The following is a 26,279-nucleotide window of genomic DNA, read 5'->3' on the forward strand; positions in this document are numbered from 1 at the left end:
GTTGACTACTTCCAAAACAAATGTTACAATTATATTAGGATATTGATAATGATTTTCACTTTTGGAGGATGCATATGATGGTAGAAAACGAAGTTATAAACCTTCTAGAATTAAGGGAAAATGAAGAGGGAGAAATTGTGTTCATAGATGCAGGACGAATGGCTGCTCAGAGGTTGAGCGATATGGGGCTTGTGCCAGGAACAAGAGTAAGGCTAATAAGGAGAGGGCCTTTAAGAGGGCCTGTAGAACTGGAAGTTAGAAATTCTCATTTGGTTATAGGTTATGGTCTTGCTTCTAAAATATATGTAAAAATTGCGTAGATAAAAAAGGAGAACTTGCGATATGAAGAAGGAAATAGTTGTAGCACTGGCTGGTAATGCAAATGTGGGGAAGAGCGTCATTTTCAATCAGTTGACGGGTATGACGCAGATAATTGGCAATTGGCCTGGGAAAACTGTAGAGAGGGCAGAGGGCACATTAAGGTACAAAGGAAGAATTATAAAAATTATAGACTTGCCAGGAATTTATTCTCTTTCGGCTTATTCTCAGGAAGAGATTGTATCCCGTGAGTTTATAGCCTTTGAAAAGCCGGATGTAGTTATAAATGTAGTGGATGCCTCTAACCTCGAGAGAAATTTATTTCTCACTCTTCAGCTTTTAGAGCTCCACGTGCCAATGGTCATGGCTTTAAATCAGATAGATTATGCGATAAAAAAAGGAATAGATATAAATGTAGAGAAGCTGGAAAAACTTCTGGGGATTCCTGTTGTAGAAACTGTGGCAACCAAAGGAAAAGGGCTTCAAGAATTGATTGACAAAGTACTTGAAGTGGTTGATTCTTACAAAGGAGAAGATGTCTTTGCTTATGATATAGAAAGTGAAAAGGTGTTAAAATATAGGCCTGAAATAAAAGAATATGTGATGAAGATTTATAAAATTCTAATGAGGTATAATGTTCCTCTTGTAAAATCTTTTCATCCTTTGTGGATTTCTTTAAAGGTCATGGAAGAGGATGAAGACGTAATTGAAAAACTTAAAAGCACTTCTTCAGGGGAACAAGCTTATAAAGAGATTGAAAAAGTACTTGGGGATTTGAAGGCAAAATTTGAAAGCCCAATTGGGACTTTAGTTACTGCTGACAGGTATGACATAGCCTCGTACATCGCAAGTGAAACTGTTTCAGAGATTCACCATAGAATTACCTGGACAGACCTTATAGACAATGTGGTCCTTCACAAGATATGGGGCTACGTTTCTATGGCGATAATTGTATTTCTGTCTTTTTACGGCATATTCAAATTCGGAGAATATTTTTCAGGTATACTGGAGGACTTTTTTGACCAGTTTAAGCCTTTGGTTTATAACCTCCATATTTCGGAGATGTACAAAGACTTTATATGGAATGGATTAGCAGAAGGAGTTATTTCTGCAGTTACTATCGTTCTCCCTTATATATTTCCATTTTATGTATTTTTGTCTATACTAGAGAATACGGGATATCTTGCTAGGATTGCGTTTTTAATGGACGAAGTAATGCATAAAGTAGGACTGCATGGGAAAGCTTTAATTCCTGTACTGATGGGATTTGGATGCAATGTACCAGCTGTGTTAGGGACAAAAATCTTAGAGACGGATAGAGAGATATTCATAGCCTCTTTTATGTCAACACTTGTTCCATGTTCTGCCCGCATCGTTATAATATTAGGGACAATAGGAGTTTTTATGGGACCCCAATATGCTCTAGCTGTATTTGTTCTTGATGTGCTTGTAGTATATGTGGCAGCATATTTTGCGAATAAAATAGCGCCTGGAAAACCTTATGACCTCATAATGGAGCTTCCGGGTTACAGAATGCCTGCTTTGAAGCCTACTTTAAAACAAATTTGGCTTAGGATAAAAGATTTTTTGTACGTAGCTTTGCCCATAATTGTGGCAGGAAGTTTAGTCTTGGAGATATTGAAGTATTCGGGAATATTCAAGTATGTTTCATATGTGATGGATCCCATAGTAGTTAAATGGTTGGGACTTCCTTCAATAGTTGGCATAGTGTTAATTTTTGGGATTTTAAGAAAAGAACTCACTTTAATAATGCTTCTTACACTGGCCGGTACGACACAGGTTTCTCAGATTTTAACTCCCAAGCAGATGATTGTATTTGGAATTGTGACGATGCTGTATTTCCCATGCATTGCGACAATTGCCGCTTTGAAAAAGACAATTGGCTGGAAAAAGACGTGGTGGGTAGTTTTTGCGAATATAATTATTGCGATTTTAGTAGGTGGAATAGTAAATCAAATTCTTAATTTTATATGATTGTGCTATAATGGCAATAGGTGATAAAATTATGCCGTATATAATGCCTCAAAAGGAAAGGGAAAAATTATTGCTTGAGGAGCTAAATAGGGCCATTAATTCTATTATCCATTTAAACCCAGAGAAAATTGTGTTATTTGGTTCCCTTGTGAGAGGGGATATAAATTCTAAAAGTGATATAGACCTTTTAATAATCTGGGAAACTGAACTGCCATTTTTGAAAAGGTTAGAGGTGTTTTACAATGCTATACAGCCTAATGTTGCTATGGATATATTAGTATACACTCTAGAAGAAATTGAAAAATTATACGGAAAGAATAAATTTATAACAAAGGCTTTAGATGAAGGGCGTGTATTATATGAGAAGAGAAAGTAAAAGTGAATCCCAAAGATGGCTTATACAAGCTAAAAGGGACTTGGATGATGCTATTTTTGCAAAAGAAGGGGAAGTGGATTGCCTGGTGGTATACCTTCTGAAGCTTTTGTAGAAGAGGATGCTTTGTTTGCAATTGAAAGAGCTCGTAAGGTGATAAATTTTGTAGAAGAGAGAATAAAATGAGTAGGCGCAAGAGCCTACTCTCAGACTGTTGACAAAGTTTAAAAGTGGCATTTTGTGTGTAAATGCGACTTGTTGTCAAAGCGGTAACTAAACTTGGCGAACTTGAGGGGCGAAGGCGGGGCGAGCGAAGCGAGCGACCACCTGAGCCCGAAGGGCGAATTGGTCGGGACCCCGCCGGAGCCCGAAAAGTGAGCCTTAGTTTAGTCGCTTTGCAACTCCGGAGCATTAACACAAAATGCCACTTAAATTAATATGGGTTTTGTCAACAAACTGTGAGTAAGCGCAAGAGCCTACTCTATTTTTATTCAAATTAAATTGGCTTTGAGAAGGAGCTTTTCATCATTTAAAATTTCTTCAGGAGATCCTATAGTTTCTATTTTATGTTCTTCATTTAGAATTATTATTCTATCTGAAAATTTTTTTGCCATCTCAAGGTCGTGGGTGGCGATGACAAGAGTGGCACCCTTTTGGTTTAATTCTTCTAATTTTGATAAAAGCCACTTTTTTGATCGCGGATCAAGGCCGTTAGTTGGTTCGTCTAAGAGCAAAACGTCGGGGTTTATCACTATAATAGAAGCTAGTGCTACCTTTTTTTTCTCTCCACCACTTAACCTGTGAGGAGGTCTATCTTTTAGTTTTTCAATTCCAAAGGAAATGAGAATTTCATTTACTAGTTTTTCTACTTCTTCTTTTTTCACACCCATCTGTAGGGGGGCAAAAGCTATTTCATCAAACACAGTTGTGTTAAAAAGCTGCACGTCAGAGTCTTGAAAGACAAAACCCACTCTTCTTCTAAATTCATATTCGTCAAAGGTTCTTTTATCTCCAATCACTTTTCCAAAAAATCGTATTTGACCTTCATGAGGATAAATTAGTCCATCCATTAGCTTTAAAAGAGTAGATTTTCCACTTCCATTTGCACCCAATATAAACAATTTTTCTTTGAGTTTCACGTCAAAACTTATGTCTATTAAAGCAGGAACTTTTGGGGTGTAAAAGTAAGACACGTTTTTTAGTTCAAAAACTTTATCCAATTTACAAAATCTCCTCCTGTAAAACTTTATAATTTGGCGTTAAATAGGGCTATTATAAAAATCAGATTAGAAGAAATCCAAATGTAATCCCATGGGGTCATTTTAAAAGAAGAGAAGGTTTTGTATTCTCCTCTATAACCTCTTGAGACCATCGCTTTGTACACTTCTTCTGTAAGTTCATTGGATCGTATTAAGATGCTTCCGATGACAGAAGCGACAAATTTTCTGCCATCTTTCCCTTTGATTTTTCCTACGTTTCTGCTTTTACGCGCTAAAAACGTATTTAAAGAGACTTCTAAAAACAAAAAGATATACCTGAAGGCCATCTCAAGAGTTGTGGTAAAAACCTGTGGCAGATGAAAAGATCTGAAGGCCTTTAATATATCTGTCCACTTTGTCGACAGGGACAAAATGTACACAAAAGATAGAGAGACAAATGACCTCATCATGAGTGTAAGAGAAGCTAAGGCGCCTTCTTTTGTGATGTATAAGTTTTTGCCAAAGTAAATTAGAGGACTTCCTTTTTCAAAAAAGTTGAAAGTTGAAGGTAAAAGTATTATTCCTGTAAAAATTATTGAGATAACAGCAACTCTTTTTATATAGGCTTTCAAAGGTATTTTTGAAAGAAAAGCTAGAACTACCGTATAAATAGCAAATACTGAAAGAAAAAGAATGCTCTTTCCAAAGTTAGCTATTACAATGAGAAGTAAAATAGATAAAAGTTTTACTCTTGGATCTAATGACTGCATAAGGCCTTTTTTTGCAGCAATTTCATCAGAATAAAACAAATCTTCAAAAATTCCATAGATGCCTTGAATAGTCTTTTCTAAAAATCTATCCATTTTTCTTCTTAACCCTTCCCATTACTCTTCCTAATATGGCAAATGTTATGAGTATTGCGGCAATGCCTATGACGGCTGAAAATACATAGCCTATCGCCTGTTGAAAGAAATTGGCGTCAAAGCCAGGAATACTGTAATCAGGCAGTATGCCTTTCACCAGTTCTGCAAATTTACTCATGCCTTCAGGCACATATCCTATCATTTCTTTGACTTCATCGAGGCTCCACTCACCCCACGCAGAACCTGAAGCCAGAAGGCCTAAAGGAGTAAGGAGAATAATTATTAAAGCTATGATATAAAGCTTTTTCATCTTTTTTCACCCCTTAGCCTGTAGGAGTACTGGTAGAGTATATTATCTTCTCCTACTTTTTCTAGGTAGTATATAACTAAAGCTGTTACAATAGCTTCTACGAAACCTGCAACAGTGAGATGAGCAAACATCATAGCAGGGATAGATATGTTAAGTCCATAAGGGAAATAAAGGGCTTTTCCTGTAGCTGTGTGGAAAAGCATTGGCTGTATGCCAAGCTCTACTGCTGTTGCAAAAGCTGCTGCATTTATTCCAGCATATGCACCTATTGCGGAGGATAAAACTTTCTTTAATTTAAGGCGCATCATAAGCTTGTAAACTCCGTATCCAACGAAGGGGGCTAGAAAAGCCATATTGAAAGTATTTGCTCCTAAAGCCAGTACCCCTCCATCGCCAAAGAGGAGGGCCTGTATTATAAGGGCTACCGTAACAGAAATGACCGCAGCCCAGGGGCCCAATACTATTGCCAGAAGGGTGGAGCCGATGGCATGGGCTGTTGTACCGCCCGGTATTGGGACGTTGAACATCATGACTGTGAAAGAAAAAGCCGAACCTATTGCCATCGTTGGTATGTCCTTCTTATCAAGCTCTTTATTTACTTCTTTTACGGATTTATAGAGAACAGGAACCATGGCGGCCCCCATTACAGCGCATGTCTGAGGGCTCAAGTACCCGTCAGGTATATGCATAAATCCTCACCTCTCATAAATTTTCACCGGTTGTAGTCATTACAAGCTTTCCATGCTTTACTCCCCTTGTGCTTATTATTTCATCGGCGATCTTCACAATTTCTTTTGCTTTGCCTCTTACTATCATGACTTCTATGCAGTTGTGCTCATCTAGATGTACATGCATAGTGGATATGATGTTTTTATAGTGTTTGTGCTGCATATCTGTGAGTTTATCGTTAATTTCTCTAACCTCATGGTTGAACACATAGGTTATTGTGCCTATTGTCTCAACATCCTCTGCTTCCCACTGATTTTCTACTATGAAATCTCTAATGAGGTCTCTTATGGCTTCGGACCTGTTATTATAATTTTTCTTTTTAATCAGTTCGTCAAACTGTTTTAAAAGCTTTGACTCCATGGAAACGCCAAAGCGCACGATGCCTTCCAGACAAATCCCTCCTTTATGCTGTGCTATTTTCTTAGAAAATAATAGCACTATTTTTTAGAGGAGTCAATTTCAAAAAATTAATTTTTCATTAATGTTCTTTTAATGTTGGGGTTATAAAATGAAATTGAAAGTTGATGGTAGGCCATCAACAAAAAATAATGAAAGGGTGGTAAGAATGAGTAAAAAGCTAATAAGCTACATGGTGGCAGGTGCAATGGCATTAGGGTTAATAGGAGGTGCTACTTATCAGGGGATTGCAAAGGCACAGACTTCGCCCTCCACTCCTCCAGCAGTGACAGCAACAAAAGCAGCTACTTCAAATGACCAACAGAATGTAGAAGAGCAGCAACCAGTTTACCAGGGGACAATCAAAGTTGCCAATCCGCAAGACAATGGGAAAGGCAGCGAAGCTGTAAAAGACAATGAAGCACAGGAGAGTGCACAGCTTTCTTTCCTTGCCAAAATAACACCTGATGAAGCAAAGACAGCAGCATTGAAAGTAGTACCAGGAACAGTTGAGAAGGTAAGCCTTGACAATGAAAATGGATACCTTGTGTACAGCGTAGAGATTAAGACAAATAGCGGTGTAGTTGATGTAAAAGTCGATGCAGGAAATGGTGCTGTATTGGCACAGGACAAGGGACAGGACAATGAAAAGCATGAAAAAGAAAAAGCTGGAGAAGTTGAAAAAGCAAATACTTCTGACAATGACACTGTACAACTTGAGCAACAGGGAGAAAACTAAAAAGGGGCGGGTTTCCGCCTCTTTTTTACATTGATTGTGATAACGATTTAATATATAATTAAACATAAGTAAAGGGGAGTAGCTTGCCACAGTATGTGGTTTAACCTGTCGTCAGCACGGGAAATTTTCTCCGGCAGGTTAGAAACTCCGGACGGAGTTTTGAGCAAGACCTTTATAGAGGTAAACACTATATAGGTCTTGCTTTTGTATGTTATATTTTACAAAAGGAGGAACTAATAATGAAGGCTTTTATAGAAGGAATATCAAATCTTACTTTAAGCCATGTTGTAATGTTTATAATTGGAGGTATCCTTATATATCTTGCAATAAAAAAGGAATACGAACCAATGTTACTTTTGCCAATAGGTTTTGGCATAATACTTGCCAATATTCCGTTTTCCTCTGCTATAGGTGAGAATGGATTTCTTACCATTCTATACAATGCAGGAATAAAAACAGAACTTTTTCCTATCCTTATTTTTATTGCAGTTGGGGCAATGATAGATTTTTCACCCCTTCTCCAGCAACCTTTCATGATATTTTTTGGCGCAGCAGCGCAGTTAGGAATATTTTTAACTATAATTTTTGCTTACATATTGGGGTTTGATTTAAAAGAAGCAGCTTCTATAGGTATAATTGGCGCTGCAGATGGACCTACATCTATTTACGTAGCTAATTTATTTGCACCAAAGCTTTTAGGGCCTATATCAGTTGCAGCTTATTCCTATATGGCCTTAGTTCCAATAATCCAGCCCCCCGTGATAAGGATCCTGACTACTAAGGAAGAACGAAAAATTAGAATGGATTTGCGCATGAATAAAGTTTCAAAAACAGCTAAGATACTTTTTCCAATAGCGGTGACATTTGTTGCAGGAGTTTTAGTACCAAGTAGTGTTCCTCTTGTAGGTTCTTTAATGTTTGGTAACCTAATAAGAGAAAGCGGTGTGGTTGAACGGCTTTCAAAGGCTGCGCAAAATGAACTTGCCAATCTTGTAACACTTTTACTTGGGATAACAATAGGTTCTACTATGACTGCCGACAAATTTTTGACACCTACAACTCTTTTGATATTTGGAATGGGACTTATAGCTTTTATATTTGATACAGCGGGAGGAGTGTTGTTTGCAAAGTTTTTAAATTTGTTTTTAAAGAATAAAGTAAATCCAATGGTAGGAGCTGCTGGAATATCGGCTTTTCCAATGTCATCTAGAGTTGTGCAAAAAATGGCCCAAGAAGAAGACCCTACAAATTTTATTTTGATGCAGGCAGCAGGAGCAAATGTCGCAGGCCAAATAGGTTCTATCATAGCAGGAGGTATTGTAATAGCACTTGTTAGTTCTATTGTGTAATTAAAAGTGTTGAGTTTGGACTATAGGGAAGAGGTTTTGCAGACCTCTGACTAGAGGAGTTAAAATTTGAAAGAGGTGGACAAAATGGATTTACTTAATATATTTAGAATCGCTATTGTAGGAATAGGAATGACTTTTTTGATGTTAGTCATATTTTTTGTGCTGATTAAAGTTTTAGTGAAAATATTTGACAACTAGGGAAATAGTGAATTTTTTAATTATAAAGTTTGTTGTGATATAATAGATTTATAAAGTTAGTTGCACATACAGGGGGTTCAAAAATGCCACTTAATGTAGTACTTGTTGAACCTGAGATACCCCAGAATACGGGTAATATTGCAAGAACCTGTGTACTTACAGGAAGCAGACTTCACCTTGTAAAACCTTTGGGTTTTAGTATAGATGAGAAAGATGTAAGAAGGGCAGGGCTTGACTATTGGCCCTTATTGGACCTCACGGTATATGAAAACCTTCAAGAGTTTCTGGAAAAGCATAAAGGGAAGAAGTTTTACCTTGCTACTACAAGAGCAAACAAATACTACCATGAAGTCAAATATGAAGACGAAGCTTTTTTGATTTTTGGAAAAGAAACGACAGGATTGCCTCAGTGGCTCATAGACGAATATTACGAGGACTGTATACGCATACCGATGCACGAGAAAATCCTCTGGAGATCTCTTAATTTGTCTAATTCCGTTGCCATAATAGTATATGAAGCCTTAAAGCAGTTGGGTTTTCCCAATATGAGATGAAATGAGGGAAATTTATGAAAAGAAAGATTATCCATGTTGATATGGACGCTTTCTTTGCGTCCATTGAACAACAGGATAATCCTGAATACAGAGGGAAGCCTGTCATTGTTGGAGGATTATCAGGAAGAGGTGTTGTTTCCACATGTTCTTATGAGGCGCGAAAGTACGGGATTCACTCTGCTATGCCAATGTACATGGCAAAAAAACTGTGCCCTCAGGGCATTTTTTTGCCTGTCAGGAGAAAACGATATGAAGAAGTATCAGAACAGATTTTTAGAATCTTATACGACATAACTCCCTTTGTAGAGCCTGTATCTATAGACGAGGCTTATTTAGATGTTACACATGTTGACAAAAATCCTGAGGATATTGCCCTGGAAATAAAGAAGAGAGTAAAAGATGCGACAGGCCTTACTGTTTCTGTAGGCATTTCTTACAACAAATTTCTTGCAAAGCTTGCCTCTGACTGGAATAAACCAGATGGTTTGATGGTGATAACAGAAGACATGGTACCAGAAATATTAAAGCCCCTTCCTGTTACGAAAGTCCATGGAATAGGCGAAAAATCTGCGGAAAAACTAAGAAGTATAGGGATAGAGACTGTGGAAGATTTATTAAAACTTCCTCAAGAAAATCTTATAGAACTTTTTGGGAAAACAGGGGTAGAGATATACAATCGAATTAGAGGTATTGATGAGAGGCCTGTCGAGACGATGAGGGAGATTAAGTCTATAGGGAAAGAAAAGACTTTGGAAAAAGATACAAAGAATAAAGAACTGCTAATTCAACATCTAAAAGAATTTTCTGAAATTGTATCGGAAGAGCTTATCAAAGAAAGGCTTTACTGCAGGACAGTTACTGTGAAAATAAAAACTGCAGATTTTGCTGTTCACACAAAGAGCAAAACAGTAGATAAATACATAAGATTTAGTGAAGACATTTATGAGGTGGCAAAAGGGATATTAGAAGAGTGGAAATTAGAGCAATATGTTAGACTGATAGGACTCTCTGTGTCTAATTTAAGCCCTGTGAAATATGAGCAATTGTCCTTCTTAGATAAAAGATTGGTTAAAGTAATAAAAGCTGGGAATTTGGCAGAAGAGATAAATAAAAGAATAGGGAAAAAAATAATCAAAAAAGGAAGCGAACTTCTAAAAGATAATAAATAGGCTAAAATGGGGGGATTGAATTGGAAGCAAAAGAAGAGGAAAGGCGAAATGTAGCAAAAGAAGTCATGGAGATTGCCTGGCCTTCTATAGCTGAGCAAATGCTTGTGATGGCAGTAGGAATGATTTCCACCATATTTGTTGGACGTATAAGTGCGGCTGCCCTTGCCGCTGTAGGGCTTATAAACATGGTTATATTTTTTCTACAAGCAGTCTTTGCAGGATTGTCTACAGGTGTTACAGTGGTTGTGGCTAGACTTGTTGGTGAGGAAGATATTGAAGGGGTTAAGACTGCTACTTCGCAGTCTTTTATAATGGCAGTTTTTTTGACACTTTTATTTACACTTTTAGGATATGCCTTTGACATTCCTATCATAAAAACTCTCTTTGGCAAGATCGAGCCTGAGGTTTTTGAATTTGCTATTTTGTACTACAGAATTGCTCTCATAGGGTTTCCTTTTATGGTCATTGCCTTAATATTGGGAGGTGCATTAAGAGGGGCGGGGGATACAAAAACTCCCATGTATGTGACTGCAGTTGTAAACATAATAAACCTCATTTTAAATGCGCTTTTGGTTTTTGGTGTACCTTATAAAGGTAGGTACCTGATACCTCCTTTTGGTGTTAAAGGTGCGGCTTTTTCTGTGACAGCTGCGCGCATAGTAGGTGGGATACTTCTACCTTATTTAATTTATTCTGGGAAAAACCAGGCGGGAATAGCCATCAGAGGGCCCTTTAAATTAGATTTTGATATGATGAAAAGGATTATAAAAATAGGAGTTCCTGCCTCTTTAGAGCAGCTGGTGATGCAGGGAGGATTTTTAGTAGTTCAGATAATAGTGTCCACAATGGGCACAACAGCTATAGCCGTCTATCAAATAGGAATGAATGCAAACAGCCTTGCGTTTATGCCAATATTTGGTTTTTCAATAGCAGCTACAGCCTTAGTAGGAAGGAGCCTTGGGGCAGAAGAATTTGATATGGCGGAGACTTACGCCAAAGTTTCCAGGAATATTTCTGTTGTAGTAATTTCTGTTATAGGCGTTTTTATGTTTGTGTTTTCCAAACAGCTTGCAGCGCTTTATACTACCGATCCGGAAGTTATAAGAGTGTCTGCTAGCATTTTAAAAATATTTGCAGTAGTAGAGCCCTTTCTTGCAATTATGGTGGTGATGGCGGGAGTATTAAGGGCTGCAGGCGATATATCGTATGTTGTAATTACTACTGTGGTAGGCCTTTGGCTTTTCAGGATAGTATTGGGTTCTTTTTTAGCTAAAAATTTTGGGATGGACATCTACGGGATATGGATTGGGGTTTTTACCGATTTTATAGTTCGTTCGATAATGTACATTTTTAGGTTTAGAGCAGGAAAGTGGAAGTACATAAAAGTATAAGGGTCCGCTAAAAGTCAGCGGACCTTTTTGCACACAAATTTCTCACATATTTGTAATTTTTGTATCATAATTTTCTGCTAGTATATTTACAAACCTTTCGATTAAAGAGGTGGCAATATGAAAAGGAAGTATGCATACGTAATTGTCGCTATCCTTCTAATTGCAGGTATTGCTACATTTTATTTTCTAAACAAAACCAAAACTTCTACTTCTTCACAGATTCCATACGTAACTGTTACTCGAGGAAACATTTCCATGACAATTACCGGTACAGGTAATTTAACAGGAGATGTGAGAGCGATTACTTTAAAAAACGGAGTTGTAAAAAAGGTGTATTTTAATGTAGGCGATTCAGTCAAAAAAGGTGACCTTTTATATGAACTTGAGGACGATAATTTAAATAATCAGCTGGAACAGGCTAAATTAAATCTTGATTTGGCGACTCAACAATTAAATCAGGACACAAAAAATTACAATAGCGCTGTTGCAAAACTTAGCATCACTTCTCCTGTTGACGGAGTAGTAGAAATTTTGGTAAAAGAAGGCCAAGATGTCACTCCAGGTATGCCAGTTGCAGTAGTTAATGTTAATAAATCTAATGGAAGCGAAGAAGGACAACCTTCTGGTAATAGCGGGACTAATGTCACAGCGCAAGTTTCAGGAACTGTGGAAAAAATATATGTTTCATCAGGGCAGAATGTCAGAAAGGGAGAGGTTTTAATTAAGCTTTCTTCAAGCAATATAAGTGATGCTCAAATACAAAGCGACAAAATAAAAGTAATGCAGGCTCAAAATAACTATAATCAAATTTTAAAGCAGATTGAGAGTTTAAAGATTTATTCTCCAATTGATGGGAAAATATTAAGTCAGAACATAAAAGAAGGAGATGTTCTGGGGAATTTTAGCAGTAACGCAGGCAATAATAATCTCAATGCTTCTTACGTGCAGACAGGTTTTGTGCCTGTTTTGGACATTACACAGCTTTCATCTTATGAGAGCCAGCCAGATACAGCAGTAATCGTAGGCAATTCGGGATATATTGTGAACCTTTCCGTTGATGAGACAGATATTAAGAATATAAAAATAGGTCAAAAGGTCCAGCTTACAACTGATGACTTACCAGGAAAGGTATTTAGTGGAACGGTATCTCAAGTATCACAGTTGCCAACTATACAGAATGGCGTTGCATCGTACAATGTAACTATACAGGTAGACCCGAGTGAGGATCTAATGCTTGGTATGTCAATGGATGTAGCTATTACAGTTGCAGAAAAAAACGATGTTTTACTCCTCCCTATACAGGCAGTACAGACGCTGGGAAATAGACAGTATGTGATACTTTATACAGATGATATGAAAAATCAAAATCTTTCTGATGCCAATGCCAATAATATGAGGAACTTGTTTAGAAATAATATAAGGTTTATAGAAACAGGAATTCACAACAACAATTTTGTAGAAATAGTAAGTGGACTGCAGGAAGGCGACAGGGTGTTAATTCCTTTGAACTCCTCTTTGGCTAATAGTAACAATAGAAATCCTCAAGGCTTTAATTTTATGATGAGGCCGCAGGGAGGATTCAATAGAAATACTGAAAGGCCGAGTGGAAGCTTTCAAGGAGGAAGCTTTAACAGGTCATGGCAGAACAACTCTTCCTCAGGGGGCAATAATAGATGAATAGTGATAAAGTACTGATAAAAATGAGAAATTTAACAAAAATTTATAGAATCGGGCAGAATGAAGTAAGGGCATTAGATGGAATAGATTTGGATATCCGGGAAGGTGAATTTGTTTCAATTGTAGGACAGTCGGGCTCAGGTAAGACGACATTGATGAACATAATAGGTTGCCTTGATACGAAGACATCTGGTGAATATTTCCTTAATGGTATTGATACAAGTAAGCTTACTGATAATCAGCTGGCAGATTTGAGATGCAGTGAAATAGGGTTTGTATTTCAAAACTTCAATTTGCTGCAGAGGATGACTGCTTTAGAAAATGTAGAACTGCCTATGATATACAAAGGTGTTCCTGCAAAGGAGAGAAGAGAGAGAGCAGAGATGCTTTTAGAGCTTGTAGGGCTTAAAGACAGGATGAAGCACAGGCCCAATGAACTTTCAGGGGGTCAGCAGCAGAGGGTTGCTATAGCTAGAGCACTGGCTAATAATCCTCGTATAATTTTAGCAGATGAGCCTACAGGGAATTTAGATTCAAAAAGTGGAAATGAGATAATGAAAATAATAACTGAATTGAATGAAAGAGGTAATACAGTGGTGGTTGTCACTCACGACCCAAATATAGCAGCTCAGGCAAAGAGGATAGTGAGAATAAAAGATGGGCGCATTCTAGGGGATGAGGTGAAGGCGCAGTGAGATATGTACAGGCATTGAAAATTGCTATAAGGAGTATCCTTAGCAATAAGTTAAGGTCGTTTTTGACAATGTTGGGAATCATAATAGGTGTTACAGCTGTGATAGCGTTGGTCAGCATAGGGCAGGGTTCTACAAAGAGTGTAACTTCCCAAATTCAAAGCATGGGGTCAAACCTCATAATGGTGAGTGTTATGGGACGCGGATCTCAAGCGTCTCTCACTTATGAGCAAGCGATGACATTAAAGGATGGGAATTATATAAAAGCGGTTTCACCTGTCATTTCTTCAAATGTCACTGCTAAGTACGGCAACAATTCAGTAGATTCTGCTATGGTAAATGGAGTAAATAGTGATTACCAGGCAATTCGCAGCATACAGGTAGCTGAAGGAAGATTTATTTCGCCAATGGATGATGAGGGAAGAAATAAAGTTGCGGTTTTAGGGCACAATGTTGCGACAGAATTGTTTGGGTTTACAGATCCGGTTGGGAAAACTATAAAATTAAACGGTCAGGCTTTTACAGTAGTTGGAGTTTTAGCATTAAAAGGATCTTCAATTGCAGGTTCAGACGATGACGCAATATTTATTCCAATAAAGACGATGTTTTATTTCGCAAAAAATAAAAATATAAGGCAAATATATATTGGGGCGTCAAATCCTGATACTGTAGAAATAGCCAAAAATATGATAAATAATCACCTGTTGGAGGTTTTTAAAGGCGATACCAGTGCTTTTACAATAATTGACCAGTCACAGATTTTATCAACGGTAAATAGTGTTACTACTACGCTGAGTTTGCTTCTTGGAGGAATTGCTGGGATTTCACTTTTAGTCGGTGGAATTGGAATAATGAATATAATGCTTGTATCGGTTACAGAAAGAACGAGAGAGATAGGAATAAGAAAAGCACTAGGGGCAAAAAAGAGAGATATTCTTCTACAGTTCATTATTGAATCTTTAACTTTAAGTGGGTTGGGTGGAATATTGGGAATTATAGCAGGATATATTTTAGCAGTGACTTTAGGGAAGGCTATGAATATAGATGCGAACCCTACTTTGAGCACGATTTTGATATCTTTTTCTTTTTCAGTTTTGGTGGGACTTTTCTTTGGCGTGTATCCTGCGAATAAGGCTGCTAATCTCAATCCAATTGAGGCTTTACGGTATGAATAATTTTTATTGATTTTTTGTCGAAAAAGATTTAAAATTGAATCGACAGTTTTTATAGGGGAGGAAATTAGATGATAAAGTGGACCGAGTCCCTGTCAGTAGGCAACGAAACTATAGATAGTCAGCACAAAGAGCTCATACAGAAGATAAATGATGTTTTGGAAGCCTGCAATAGGCAGCATGGGAAAGAGAAGGTAGTAGAAGTGATGCAATTTCTCAAAGATTATACTGTAAAACATTTTAAAGATGAAGAAAATCTTATGAAAAAATATCAGTATCCTATGTATGAAGAGCATAAGAAAATTCATGAAGACCTTGTTAAAAAAGTAGAAGATCTAGATGAAAGAATAAAAAGAGAAGGAGTTAGTCTTTCGGTTGTAATGACCGTTAACAAAACCCTTGTAGACTGGTTTGTCAATCATATAAGCAAAGAAGATAAAAAAGTAGGTGAATATATAAAAAACCGAAAATAAGCCTTTTTAGGCTATTTTTTTATTATCTTTTTTATGGTAAAATACTATTCAAATCTATTTAAAAGGAGGTTTGTGATATGAGGATTGTGAGAGTGGATAAAGAACCTGACAGTTATGGTATCCTAGAAAACGACAAGGTCATCTTATTGAAGGAAGGGGAAACTTTTTTATATGGATTAAATGAAGTAAAACTTCTTCCTCCCTGTATTCCTTCTAAGGCTATATGCGTAGGTTTAAATTATAAAGACCACATAGAGGAGATGGGGGATAAAATTCCAGAGGAACCTACCTTATTTATAAAACCTTCCACTGCAGTAATTGGGCCTGATGATTACATAATTCTTCCTGAAATGTCTCGAAGGGTGGATTATGAAGGAGAATTGGCTGTTGTCATAGGAAGAAAAGCTAAAAATGTTTCTATAGAGGAAGCAAAAAATTACATACTTGGCTATACTATAGCAAATGATGTGACAGCAAGAGATCTGCAGGCAAAAGATGGCCAGTGGACAAGAGCCAAGTCTTTTGATACCTTTTTGCCTATAGGGCCTTGGATTGTGACAGACCTAGACCCTACTTCTTTAAATATAACTACATATGTAAACGGGGAAGTAAAGCAAAAGAGCAATACAAAGTATTTGATATTTAATGTATTTAAGCTTGTAAGTTTTATATCTCACATAATGACTCTAAACCCGGGAGATGTCATATTGACTGGCACTCCTTCAGGTGTTGGACCCTTAAAGTCAGGAGATGTTGTGACAATTGAAATAGAGGGGATAGGAAAGTTGACAAATAGAGTAAAATAAAATCAAATTACAAAAAGGACAATAAAATATATAATCAACCCGATTAAAGATAGAGGAATTCCTACCAAAGCCCATTCGCGGCTTTTTATGTTAAGCTTTCCTGCAGATATGATATTGGGTATGTTTCCGGGGATTAACATGCCGCCACTTATTAAAAGCCCCATCAATATTGCTCGGATTTGTTCTGTTGTCATGTGAGGAGAAATTTCGGCTGCTGCCAGTGTTGCGTTGTCAAGCACCGCTGAGGTTACGTTTATCCAGTACAAAAGTCGGCTATCAAGATGAATTATATAATTGTCAATAACAGGTTTAAATCCTGCACCTAAAAGTTCCAATGCCAGGATAAAAACAAAAATTTTAAATGCTTGAATAAAGATAAATTGAAATCTTTCAATTTTTTTAATTTCTTCCGCTTCTTCCACATAATTTTCTTCTATAATGAGACTATTTTTCTCTAATTTATTAATATAAAGTAAACCCAAAAAGCCCAAAGCCAATACAGCTGGTATGATGTAAATGCCTAAGGTAGTAAAAAGGTAAAGGAAGCTTTCATTTAATTTTGAAGTGGCTATTGTAGCTAAAGGTTCTCCAATTGGTGTTAGTGCAGCTCCCATCCCTATTGAAAGAGAAGCGATGACGGTAATCACCACTTTGTCTTTGTGTTTTAATGGCAACAGGTGAATTATTTCCACTAATATTATTGAGGCTATTATGGCTGTGATTATACTGGCTGTTAAACCGAGGATGACAATTACCAAAAATACGAATACTTTGAGGGGAATACGAGCTATTGTTATTTCTATAAGCGTTTTAAATTTATCTTTGAATATTTCAAATAAAAGCCCTGATAAAAATACAGCTACTGTTACTAAATATAAAAGATGGTTTTTAAATATGTGGATTATCAGATCATAGGAAAATACTCCTGATACAAATGCTGCAGCAACTCCCATTGAAAAAAGAAAATATTCGATGTTGTGCTCTATATATCTATTTACAAGAGGCAAAATTAGAATCATCAATAATATTACTAAGAGTGCAGCAATGACCACAATACATCCTCCTTTTATATTATTATTTGTATTATTTTGTAAAATAAAAAGTGGAAAACTCACCTTTAAGATGAGCTTCCCACCCAAGAAGCCCGAAGTTCTTGAACAAGTCATAAGACTTGCCAACCGCAGAAACTTTATTTACTTTAATTAAAATTATAGCACACAAATTCTAGGTTATGAATAGTGTTTAAAGTATTAAAACTAATTCAAAACTTTATTAAACACTATTCTTTGTTAGGCTATATTCAGCCTAACCAGGTGTAACCCCACACCCTCTATCCCCTCCGCAAATGCTTCGGGGAATACTTTCTAATTCTTGATTGGTTAACTCCCCTATGCACACCATTATTTTGGTGTCTAACTATGCAAAGCAGATCTGCTTTGCAGTGAGCGATTCCCACCAAAGGGTTTTCAACCTTTGTGCATAAGTTCATCGTCCCTCTGAACTAAGAAAGCATATGTTTATTAAAAATTTTAACATGTTTAAATTTGTTTGTCAATTTTTGATACTATATGAACAACAGAGGTGAGACTGCGGATTAATGAATTGCAGTAAGTAAAAATATTCCGTACAGTATTCCTCCGGACATGAGTATAAAAGGATTTACTGATTTTTTCATGTTTATCCATATTAAATTTAAAGTAGCAGAAGTCAACGCCAGAGTTGCACTTAAAAAAGCTATTCCTGTTATATTCCATGGGGTAAGCAAAATCCCTATGATAACTGGTATAGAAGACTGAAACACCATTGCGCCTGTTATGTTTCCAAGCGCAAGAGTATCTTTTTTTTGCCCTACCCATACTATTGAATTAAATTTTTCAGGCAGTTCTGTTGCAATAGGTGTTATTACAAGAGAAAGTATGAGGGGAGATACTCCCATTAAATGAGAAAGGTCCTTAACATACCCTACAAACAAATGAGAACTAAAAATTATGCCAGAAAGAGAAATAAATAGTTGAATTATTATCCAAGATAATGTAGGAGGGAGGCTAAAAATCCGTGAAAACAAGAGTTCTTCTACATTTTGTTCTATTTTTCCTTCGCTATTGAATGTAGCTCTTACGTAAAGGAGATACAGGGTTAATAAAAGTACAACTGATGCGAGTCTCACTTCATTGAACTGGTTGAACACGGAGGTAAATATAGCTAGTGTGTAAATCAATATAAAATATGCGAGGTCTCTTCTGAAGACATTAGGGTCTGCGTTCATTTTAATACTTCTTTTATTTGCAGATGAATACAGTATTACCGCAACTCCCGTCATCAAAAATCCCAGCGTTGAGAGCATAAAAGGTGCGCCTAAGATCGCTCCTGTGGCAATTTGACTTGCCTCTTTTCCACTATAAAAGATAATAGCAATGATAGGTATAATTGTCTCTGGAAGGGCAGTCCCAACAGCCGCCAAAATACTTCCCACTACTCCTTGATTGAGGTTTAGTTTTTTTCCCAACCACTCTACCGAGTTGGTGAAAAAAATGCAGGAGATGAGTATGAATGCGAGGCTCAAAATCAGCATTATAACGTCCTGTATCATTTCTACACTCCTTTGTACAGGCTGTTTTGTTTTCTCAATGGAATATTGTATCACAAAAAAATAAAATAATTCAACATGGAGAAAATGATGGTATAATTATATTAGATACTGTCTTTGAGAAAAGGTGTAGGTGATGTAAAAAATGGAAGATTTGCTGCGCAAAAAAGCGAAAAACTCTCCCAAGCAAGGTTTTGCCTTGCTTTTTATTGTAATATAGAAAACTTAGGAGCTGATTTTATGAGCATAAGGTTTATATACGGAAGGGCAGGAAGTGGCAAAACCTATTTCTGCCTGGAAGAAATAAAACATAAATTAAATGACGGTGCTAACCATCCTCTTATCCTTCTTGTTCCAGAACAGTTTACATTTGAGGCGGAGAAGTACCTTCTTGATATGATTGAACGGGATGAGAAGATGAGGGCACAGGTTTTAAGCTTTAAAACCCTGGCAAACAGGGTCTTTGTAGAAGTGGGCGGGCTTGCCCGTCAGCATATGAAAGCCTGTGGAAAGTCTATGGTAATATACAAAGTTTTGGAAGAAAACAAAGAAAAACTCAAAGTATATTCCAAGGCTTCTAGACAGCAAGGATTTGTAAAAAAAATTTCTGAGGCCATAACTGAATTCAAGAGATTTGATGTCACACCTTTTCAGTTAATTGACGCTAGCGAAAAAATAGAGAAATTGGGATTAAAGGAAAAACTTGAGGACTTAGCCCTCATATATTCTTCTTTTGAAGAGGTATTGCACAAAAACTACATAGACGAAGAAGATGAGTTAGACCTTTTATCTAAAAAACTGGAGAAGTCTTTGCAGTTTGAAGGAGCAGAGTTTTGGATAGATGGCTTTACCGGTTTTACTCCAAAGCAATATAAGGTGATAGAAAAGCTTTTAAAGAAAGCTTCAAGGGTGAGTGTGACCCTGACATTAGACCCTTCAATAGATTCAATTGACCCTACCCACCTTTTTTACACTACAAAAAAAACAGAAGAAAAACTAATTAAAATATGTGAAACCAATGGTATTTCAGTTGAGGAGCCTGTTAATTTGAACAAAGGAATACCCAAAAGATTCGAACATAATAAAGAACTTGCTTTTTTGGAGAAAAATTTCTTTTCACATCCTTACGAAATTTACAATGAAGAGACAAAAAATATAAGCATTTTTAAAGCTACAAATATGTACAGCGAGGTAGAAGAGGTAGCTCGCGATATAGCTAGATTGATAAGAGATGAACACATGAGATACTCTGACATTGTGGTTGCCACAAAGGACCTAAAAAGATATTATAAGCTTGTAAAAGCTATATTTTCCCATTATGGTATTCCTCACTTTATCGATTTGAAGATAAACATAACTAACAATCCCATCATAGTATATGTGATTTCTATTTTTGAAATATATCTAAAAAATTGGTCTTATGAATCGGTTTTTAGATACCTCAAGACAGGTTTTACGGGAATAGACAAAGAGGAAATAAATCTTTTGGAAAACTACGTTTTGGCAAACGGAATAAAAGGGAATAAATGGAAAGAAAGATGGGAGTACAGAATAGACTATAAAACTGACAGCCTTTTGATGGAGGAGAGGGAAAAACAGATTATAAATAAAGTAAATGAAGTAAGGGAAAGAGTGTATTTGCCTTTAGAGAAGTTTTATACAAGATTTTCTCATTCAAAAAATGTAAAAGAAGCCTGCGAAGTCCTTTATGATTTTTTGGTGGAGAATAAATTGCCTGAGAAGATAGAAAAGTTTATTGAAGAGTTTAAAAACAGGGGAGAATTTGACACAGCAAATCAATACGCTCAAATTTGGGACATAGTGGTGGACGTGTTGGACCAAATGGTAGAAGTGCTGGGAGAAGAAAAAATTTCTTTAGAGCAATTTGCACGGCTTATATCCATAGGTTTTGATGAGTATCAGATTGCAAGCATTCCACCTGCATTAGACGAAGTCTTGGTCACAAGTGTGGACAGGATGAAAAGTCACAACAGCAAAGTCCTTTACCTTCTTGGAGCAAATGACGGGGTATTTCCAGCCTCCTCCTTTGAAGAAGGCATATTTTCAGACGAAGAGAGAAATTTGCTTTCTTCTTTGGACCTTGAGCTTGACAGAGATACAAAGGCAAAGGTATTTGAAGAACAATTTCTAGTGTACACAGCTTTAACTTCCGCCAGCGAGTTTCTTAAAATAAGCTATCCAATTGCAGACCACGAAGGGAGGAGCCTAAGGCCTTCTATAATAATTTCTCGCTTAAGAAGGATATTTCCTAAGATAAAGGTTAGTACAAATATCGTGGAAATGGACACAGACGAAGAAAATCTAAACCGGGTGACAGTGCCTTTGCCCACTTTTAATGAGATGATTAAATCTTTCAAAAAATGGAATATTACAGGGAAAATTCACCCTATCTGGCTGGAGGTCTATAAATGGTATAGGACAAAAGATGAGTGGAAGAAAAAATTAGAAGATACTTTAGAAGGTTTTGTCTATGACAATCAGATAAAAAGAATACCTCCTTTAAAGATAAAAAAGCTTTACGGAGAAGAAATGGAGTTTAGTGTATCAAGGCTTGAGAAGTATGCTGCCTGTCCTTTTGCCTATTTTGTGCAGTACGGGCTTAAGGCTAAAGAGAGAAAAATTTACGGTTTTGAGCCTCCTGACCTTGGAATTTTCATGCATAATGTCCTCAATGAAATTGCCAAGGCTTTAGAAAAGGAGGAGCTTACCTGGCAGGAGATTGATAAAGAGTGGTGTAATGATGCAGTTGACATAATTGTAGAAGAGATGGTAGACAAAATTCCGGGCTACATCCTAAAGAGCAGTTCTCGATACAGATACCTCGCAAACAGACTAAAGAGGGTGCTGTCCAAGGCTGTATGGATAATTTCTGAACACATGAAGAGGAGCTCTTTTGTGCCTTTAGGTCATGAAGTGGCTTTTGGTGAAAATCAAAAATATCCTCCTATAAAAATCGTGCTTTCAAACGGAGAAGAAATAAAGCTGATAGGCAGAATTGACAGAGTGGACGTCCTTGAAAAAGAAGGAGAAACATATGTAAGGATAATAGACTATAAATCGGGAGACAAAACTCTTGACCTTTCAGATGTACTTTATGGACTTGAACTTCAGCTTCTTGTGTACTTAGATGCCATTTTGGAGAGCGCTTTTGAAGGGAAGGCAAACTTATCTCCTGCGGGGATATTCTACTTCAAAATAGACGATCCTATTGTGAGGGCAGACAAAGATATTTCTGATGAGGAATTGTATAAGGAAATAATGAAAAGGCTGCGGTTAGAGGGATTTGTGCTTAAAAGTTTAGATATAATAAGAGAAATGGATAAATTAATAGAAGGGACTTCCTATGTAATCCCTGCTTCTATCAATAAGGATGGAACTATCGGCAAAAACACAAAGGGACTGACAGAGGAGCAATTTGAGATTTTAAGGAAATTTGTAAAGAAAAAAAGCAAAAAACTAGCTGAGGAAATGCTCCAAGGGGATATTTCCATTTTGCCTTACAAGAAAGAAAAGGAGACGGCCTGCCAGTACTGCCCTTACTCTTCTATATGCAAATTTGAGACCAATTTTAAGGGCAATGACTACAGGAGAATAGAAAGCAAAGAAGAAAAACTGTGGAGTATTTTTGAAGAGGAAGTGAAAGAAGATGGAAGTCAAGTGGACGGAAGAACAGAGGGAAGCGATAACAACGAGGGGTAAAAATGTTTTGGTGGCAGCGGCTGCCGGTTCAGGGAAAACAGCAGTGTTAGTAGAGAGGATTATAAATATTGTGACAGACCCAGAAAAACCTGTAGACATAGATAGATTGCTGGTCGTCACTTTTACCAATGCAGCTGCTTCTGAGATGAGAGAAAGAATTGCAGAAAGGTTAATTTCCCTCCTTGACCAGCATCCGGAGGACAAAAGGCTTGCTGACCAGCTTACACTCCTTAATAAAGCTACTATTACGACAATCCACTCTTTTTGCTTAGATGTAGTGAGAAAGCATTTCTTTTTGCTGGACTTGGACCCTAGTTTCAGGGTAGGAGATGATACAGAGACATTGCTTTTAAAGCTGGAGGCGATGGAGGAGCTTTTTGAGGAGCTGTACGAGAAAAATGATGAGGGCTTTCTCCTTCTGGTGGAGAGCTATGGCGGGACAAAGGGGGACCAATATCTTCAGGATGTACTTTTGAAGCTCTATGGATTCATAAGGTCCTTGCCATGGCCTGAGAAGTGGCTGAATAATGTGCTTGAGGCTTTCGAGGTGAAAGAAGACTTCTCTTTTGAAGATTCCAAATGGGCGGAAGTGATACTAGACAGCATAAAAGTAGAAATTTTAGGGCTTTTAAATGGGATGAGTGTCGCGATTGAGAAGTTAAGAGAGGAAAGGGGATTAGAGGGCTATCTCTCGCTTTTTCAATCGGAGGCACATCATTTAAAAGAGTTAATTGATTCAAAAAGCTGGAATGAATTCAAGAAAAAAATAGAGGCCATCTCTTTTGAGAGACTTCCTAAAGCTAGCAAGGAAGCTGATGCAGAAGTAAAGGAAGAAGTCAGGAAATTGAGAGAGGACGTAAAAAAGCGGATAAGGGAAATAAGAGATAAATTTTTTATAGATGAAGAAGAAGAGATTAAAAGAGAAATAAAGAAATTGTATCCTGTCATGAAAGCTTTGGCAGATTTGATTTTGATGTTTGATAAAAAGTACGGAGAAAAGAAAAAGGAAAAAGGTGTGATAGACTTTGAGGACATAGAACATTTTGCTCTAAAGATTTTGAGTAATGAAGAAGTAGTTTCTTACTACAGAGAAAAGTTTGAAGAAATATTCATAGATGAATACCAAGATTCAAGCCTGATACAGGAGGCTATACTGAGTTTGATTGCTAGGGACAATCCACCGAACAGGTTTATGGTGGGAGATGTGAAGCAGAGCATATACAGATTTAGGCAGGCCAATCCTTATATATTTTTTGAGAAATACACAAGTTATTCTCAAGAAGGGGAAAATAAGAAAATACTCCTTTATAAAAATTTTAGAAGCAGGAAAGAGATTATAGACGCAGTAAATTACATATTTGAAAAGATAATGTCAAAAAACATAGGCGAAGTAGACTACTCAGAGGAAGAAAAATTAAATTATGGGGCAAATTATGAAAGTAATCCTTTTGAAAAGGAAAATGAAAGGACTGTAGAAGTTCACTTGATAGAGAGAGAAAGAGAAGAGGAATTTGAAGAAGATGAAGAAATTTTGGACGATATGCAGGTGGAAGCCCATGTTGTTGGGGAGAGGATAAAAGGTCTTTTTAGAGAAGGATTTAAAGTGTATGACAAAGAAATTGGGGGGTACAGGCCTGTTGAATATAGAGACATTTGCGTGCTTTTAAGAGCTACTGAAAAATGGGCTTATGCTTTCGAAGAGGAATTTGTAAAGATGGGAATTCCTGTTTTCGCAGATACTAATGCCGGCTACTTTGATACTGCGGAAATAAAGACAATGCTTTCCCTTCTGCAGGTGATAGACAATCCAATGCAGGACATACCTCTTCTGGCAGTACTGAGGTCTCCGATATTTTCTTTCACCGAGGAAGAACTTGTCGATATAAGATTGGAAGATGCTGACGGAACTATATATGAAGCCTTAAAAAAAGCTTCTTTGAGAGAAGATGAACTGGGAGAAAAGGTGAGAAATTTTTTGGATTCATTAAAAAGGTGGCAGGAAAAATCAATTTACATGCCTGTGGATGAGTTTTTGTGGTACTTGTACGAAGAGACGGGTTTTTACTCCTATGTCGGGGCGATGCCCCAAGGAGTAGAGAGGCAGGCTAATTTGAGGGTGCTTTTTGAAAGGGCTAAAGAGTACGAGGAGACGAGTTTCAAAGGGCTTTTTAACTTTGTCAATTTTATAAACCGCTTAAGGACGACGAGTACAGATATGGGAAGTGCTAAGACAGTTGGGGAAAATGAGAATGTAGTGAGGGTAATGAGCATACACAAAAGCAAAGGCTTGGAATTTCCTATTGTGATAGTGGCTGGGTTGGGAAAGCAGTTTAATACGAAGGATTTGAACGAAAAAATTCTCTATCATCATTTTCTAGGCATTGGGCCCGAATTTGTGGATTATAGAAGAAGGCTTTCATATCCCAGCATTGTAAAAGAAGCCATAAAATATAAAATAAAGCTAGAAAGCCTTTCTGAAGAGATGAGAGTTCTGTATGTAGCTTTAACACGGGCAAAAGAAAAGCTCATTCTGGTGGCAAGCGTAAAAGACATAAAAGAAAGAGCAAAAAAATGGGGCAAAGCAAAACTTCTGGGGAAAAAGATTTCTGAGTACGATGTATTAAAGAGCAGAAGCTATATAGACTGGATAGGTTCTGCCTTAATCAGGCATAGGGATCTTAAGCTTTTGAGGGAATTTGCAGAAATTTCTCCAGAATTGGAACAAGACTCTTCAAAATGGGAAGTGAAAATTTGGAACAAAAGAGATGTTATTATCGAAAGGAAAAAAGATGAAGGAATAGAAGTCTTGGAGAGATTAAATGCTCTCAATTTAGAAGGTTTACACACAGAGTTCAGAAAAGAGGTTGAAGAAAGGCTTAACTACGTTTATCCTTATGATAGGTCGAGCAAGCTTCCTGCCAAGCTCTCTGTTACGGAAATCAAGAGGATTCTAAATGATGAAGTGATTGATGAGGAGACTACTTCTATTTTTGAGAGAAGAGTTTTAAAAACCCCCCTCTTTTTGGAGAAGAAAAGGGGACTGACTCCTGCTGAAAGGGGAATAGCCATGCACCTTGTCATGCAAAAGCTTGACCTTTCAAAGGATTTGTCTTACCGGGGGATAAAAGAACAGATTAAGGATATGGTGAAAAATGAAATTCTGACAGAAGAGCAGGCAAAAGAAGTGGATGCAAATAAAATAGAAAGATTTTTTAAAACTCCACTGGGGAAAAGGTTACTTAAGGCAAAGGAAGTAAGAAGGGAAGTGCCTTTTCACATAAAGATTAGTAGCAGAGAAATTTATAGAGATTTGCCTGAAGTGTATCAAGAAGAATTTATAGCTGTACAGGGAATTATTGACTGCTTTTTTGAAGAAGAAGGAGAGCTAGTTTTAATAGACTATAAGACAGATTATGTTGAAAATGGGAAGATCGAAGAAATCAGGGATAAATACAGAGTTCAGATAGACCTCTATGGAAAGGCTTTAGAAGAAATCACGGGAAAGAAGGTAAAAGAGAAGTACATCTACCTCTTTTTTAATGATACTATCATAAAGTACTAAGGGTGAT

Annotated in this window: 23 protein-coding genes and 1 other annotated feature; of the genes, 16 read left to right on the forward strand and 7 right to left on the reverse strand. The window is 37.1% G+C overall.

The window, feature by feature from the left end:
* Positions 1–77: 77 nt before the first annotated feature.
* From TTE_RS01170 to TTE_RS01180, 3 genes are read left to right on the forward strand one after another with little or no spacing between them, the layout of a single operon-like run.
* Complete coding sequence (locus TTE_RS01170) at positions 78–320, forward strand: FeoA family protein (RefSeq protein ID WP_041587084.1); 243 nt, start codon at positions 78–80, stop codon at positions 318–320.
* A 22-nt stretch (positions 321–342) separates the two neighbouring features.
* The gene (gene feoB, locus TTE_RS01175) at positions 343–2,313 is read left to right on the forward strand and encodes a ferrous iron transport protein B (protein WP_011024719.1); all 1,971 of its coding nucleotides are present in this window, start codon (positions 343–345) and stop codon (positions 2,311–2,313) included.
* A 31-nt stretch (positions 2,314–2,344) separates the two neighbouring features.
* A complete protein-coding gene (locus tag TTE_RS01180) occupies positions 2,345–2,689 on the forward strand; it encodes a nucleotidyltransferase domain-containing protein (RefSeq protein WP_011024720.1) in 345 nt (114 codons plus the stop codon).
* A gap of 488 nt (positions 2,690–3,177) precedes the next feature.
* Here TTE_RS01180 and TTE_RS01185 read toward each other — a convergent pair whose 3' ends face one another.
* From TTE_RS01185 to nikR, 5 genes are read right to left on the reverse strand one after another with little or no spacing between them, the layout of a single operon-like run.
* On the reverse strand, positions 3,178–3,906 hold the full coding sequence (locus TTE_RS01185) for an energy-coupling factor ABC transporter ATP-binding protein (RefSeq protein ID WP_011024722.1): 729 nt from the start codon (positions 3,904–3,906) through the stop codon (positions 3,178–3,180).
* A gap of 26 nt (positions 3,907–3,932) precedes the next feature.
* Complete coding sequence (gene cbiQ, locus TTE_RS01190) at positions 3,933–4,748, reverse strand: cobalt ECF transporter T component CbiQ (protein WP_011024723.1); 816 nt, start codon at positions 4,746–4,748, stop codon at positions 3,933–3,935.
* Positions 4,741–5,058 carry a PDGLE domain-containing protein gene (locus TTE_RS01195; protein ID WP_011024724.1) on the reverse strand — a complete coding sequence of 106 codons (318 nt, stop codon included), beginning with the start codon at positions 5,056–5,058 and terminating at the stop codon, positions 4,741–4,743. Before TTE_RS01195 ends, cbiQ begins: the two co-directional genes overlap by 8 nt.
* Positions 5,055–5,747 (reverse strand): cobalt transporter CbiM, encoded by a 693-nt coding sequence (gene cbiM, locus TTE_RS01200; protein ID WP_011024725.1) that lies wholly within the window; start codon positions 5,745–5,747, stop codon positions 5,055–5,057. The genes TTE_RS01195 and cbiM overlap by 4 nt, the downstream gene beginning before the upstream one ends.
* 13 nt (positions 5,748–5,760) lie before the next feature.
* The gene (nikR, locus tag TTE_RS01205; RefSeq protein ID WP_162009308.1) at positions 5,761–6,177 is read right to left on the reverse strand and encodes a nickel-responsive transcriptional regulator NikR; all 417 of its coding nucleotides are present in this window, start codon (positions 6,175–6,177) and stop codon (positions 5,761–5,763) included.
* Positions 6,178–6,295: 118 nt separating this feature from the next.
* Between nikR and TTE_RS01210 the strand changes: the two genes are divergently transcribed.
* The 11 genes from TTE_RS01210 to TTE_RS01255 all read left to right on the forward strand — a co-directional run bounded on the left by TTE_RS01210 (position 6,296) and on the right by TTE_RS01255 (position 16,403).
* Positions 6,296–6,922 carry a PepSY domain-containing protein gene (locus tag TTE_RS01210; protein WP_009609994.1) on the forward strand — a complete coding sequence of 209 codons (627 nt, stop codon included), beginning with the start codon at positions 6,296–6,298 and terminating at the stop codon, positions 6,920–6,922.
* Between the two features lie 239 nt (positions 6,923–7,161).
* The gene (locus TTE_RS01215) at positions 7,162–8,271 is read left to right on the forward strand and encodes a sodium ion-translocating decarboxylase subunit beta (protein WP_009610020.1); all 1,110 of its coding nucleotides are present in this window, start codon (positions 7,162–7,164) and stop codon (positions 8,269–8,271) included.
* Positions 8,272–8,355: 84 nt separating this feature from the next.
* Entirely contained in the window at positions 8,356–8,469 is a 114-nt protein-coding gene (locus TTE_RS14435; protein WP_259082306.1) for an OadG-related small transporter subunit, read from the forward strand.
* 83 nt (positions 8,470–8,552) lie between these two features.
* On the forward strand, positions 8,553–9,023 hold the full coding sequence (locus TTE_RS01220) for a tRNA (cytidine(34)-2'-O)-methyltransferase (protein WP_011024727.1): 471 nt from the start codon (positions 8,553–8,555) through the stop codon (positions 9,021–9,023).
* A gap of 14 nt (positions 9,024–9,037) precedes the next feature.
* Positions 9,038–10,192 (forward strand): DNA polymerase IV, encoded by a 1,155-nt coding sequence (locus TTE_RS01225; RefSeq protein ID WP_009609988.1) that lies wholly within the window; start codon positions 9,038–9,040, stop codon positions 10,190–10,192.
* A 20-nt stretch (positions 10,193–10,212) separates the two neighbouring features.
* Positions 10,213–11,583 (forward strand): MATE family efflux transporter, encoded by a 1,371-nt coding sequence (locus tag TTE_RS01230; RefSeq protein ID WP_009610011.1) that lies wholly within the window; start codon positions 10,213–10,215, stop codon positions 11,581–11,583.
* A 117-nt stretch (positions 11,584–11,700) separates the two neighbouring features.
* Positions 11,701–13,260: an HlyD family efflux transporter periplasmic adaptor subunit gene (locus TTE_RS01235; RefSeq protein WP_011024728.1), complete on the forward strand. Its 1,560-nt coding sequence runs from the start codon at positions 11,701–11,703 to the stop codon at positions 13,258–13,260.
* Complete coding sequence (locus tag TTE_RS01240) at positions 13,257–13,955, forward strand: ABC transporter ATP-binding protein (RefSeq protein ID WP_009609996.1); 699 nt, start codon at positions 13,257–13,259, stop codon at positions 13,953–13,955. Before TTE_RS01235 ends, TTE_RS01240 begins: the two co-directional genes overlap by 4 nt.
* Positions 13,952–15,127, forward strand: a complete 1,176-nt coding sequence (locus tag TTE_RS01245; RefSeq protein ID WP_009610007.1) for an ABC transporter permease — start codon at positions 13,952–13,954, stop codon at positions 15,125–15,127. The genes TTE_RS01240 and TTE_RS01245 overlap by 4 nt, the downstream gene beginning before the upstream one ends.
* A 71-nt stretch (positions 15,128–15,198) precedes the next feature.
* Positions 15,199–15,597: a hemerythrin family protein gene (locus TTE_RS01250; protein ID WP_041587262.1), complete on the forward strand. Its 399-nt coding sequence runs from the start codon at positions 15,199–15,201 to the stop codon at positions 15,595–15,597.
* Between the two features lie 77 nt (positions 15,598–15,674).
* A complete protein-coding gene (locus TTE_RS01255; RefSeq protein WP_009610000.1) occupies positions 15,675–16,403 on the forward strand; it encodes a fumarylacetoacetate hydrolase family protein in 729 nt (242 codons plus the stop codon).
* A 2-nt stretch (positions 16,404–16,405) separates the two neighbouring features.
* Here the strand turns inward: TTE_RS01255 and TTE_RS01260 are convergent, their stop codons facing one another.
* Together TTE_RS01260 and TTE_RS01265 are read right to left on the reverse strand one after the other, a co-directional pair.
* The gene (locus TTE_RS01260; protein WP_081427401.1) at positions 16,406–17,455 is read right to left on the reverse strand and encodes a DUF1646 family protein; all 1,050 of its coding nucleotides are present in this window, start codon (positions 17,453–17,455) and stop codon (positions 16,406–16,408) included.
* 73 nt (positions 17,456–17,528) lie between these two features.
* Positions 17,529–17,583: a sequence feature (sodium ion sensor (DUF1646 type); this cis-regulatory element may regulate processes involved in with the transportation of sodium ions), on the reverse strand.
* A 414-nt stretch (positions 17,584–17,997) separates the two neighbouring features.
* Complete coding sequence (locus tag TTE_RS01265) at positions 17,998–18,993, reverse strand: sodium:calcium antiporter (RefSeq protein ID WP_011024731.1); 996 nt, start codon at positions 18,991–18,993, stop codon at positions 17,998–18,000.
* Between the two features lie 237 nt (positions 18,994–19,230).
* On the opposite strand from TTE_RS01265, the gene addB reads away from it, so the two are divergent.
* Positions 19,231–22,710, forward strand: coding sequence for a helicase-exonuclease AddAB subunit AddB (addB, locus tag TTE_RS01270; RefSeq protein WP_011024732.1), 3,480 nt, complete (start codon positions 19,231–19,233; stop codon positions 22,708–22,710).
* On the forward strand, positions 22,658–26,272 hold the full coding sequence (addA, locus tag TTE_RS01275) for a helicase-exonuclease AddAB subunit AddA (RefSeq protein ID WP_011024733.1): 3,615 nt from the start codon (positions 22,658–22,660) through the stop codon (positions 26,270–26,272). Before addB ends, addA begins: the two co-directional genes overlap by 53 nt.
* Positions 26,273–26,279: the final 7 nt, after the last annotated feature.

This window comes from Caldanaerobacter subterraneus subsp. tengcongensis MB4, assembly GCF_000007085.1.
Taxonomy (GTDB): Bacteria; Bacillota; Thermoanaerobacteria; order Thermoanaerobacterales; family Thermoanaerobacteraceae; genus Thermoanaerobacter; species Thermoanaerobacter subterraneus.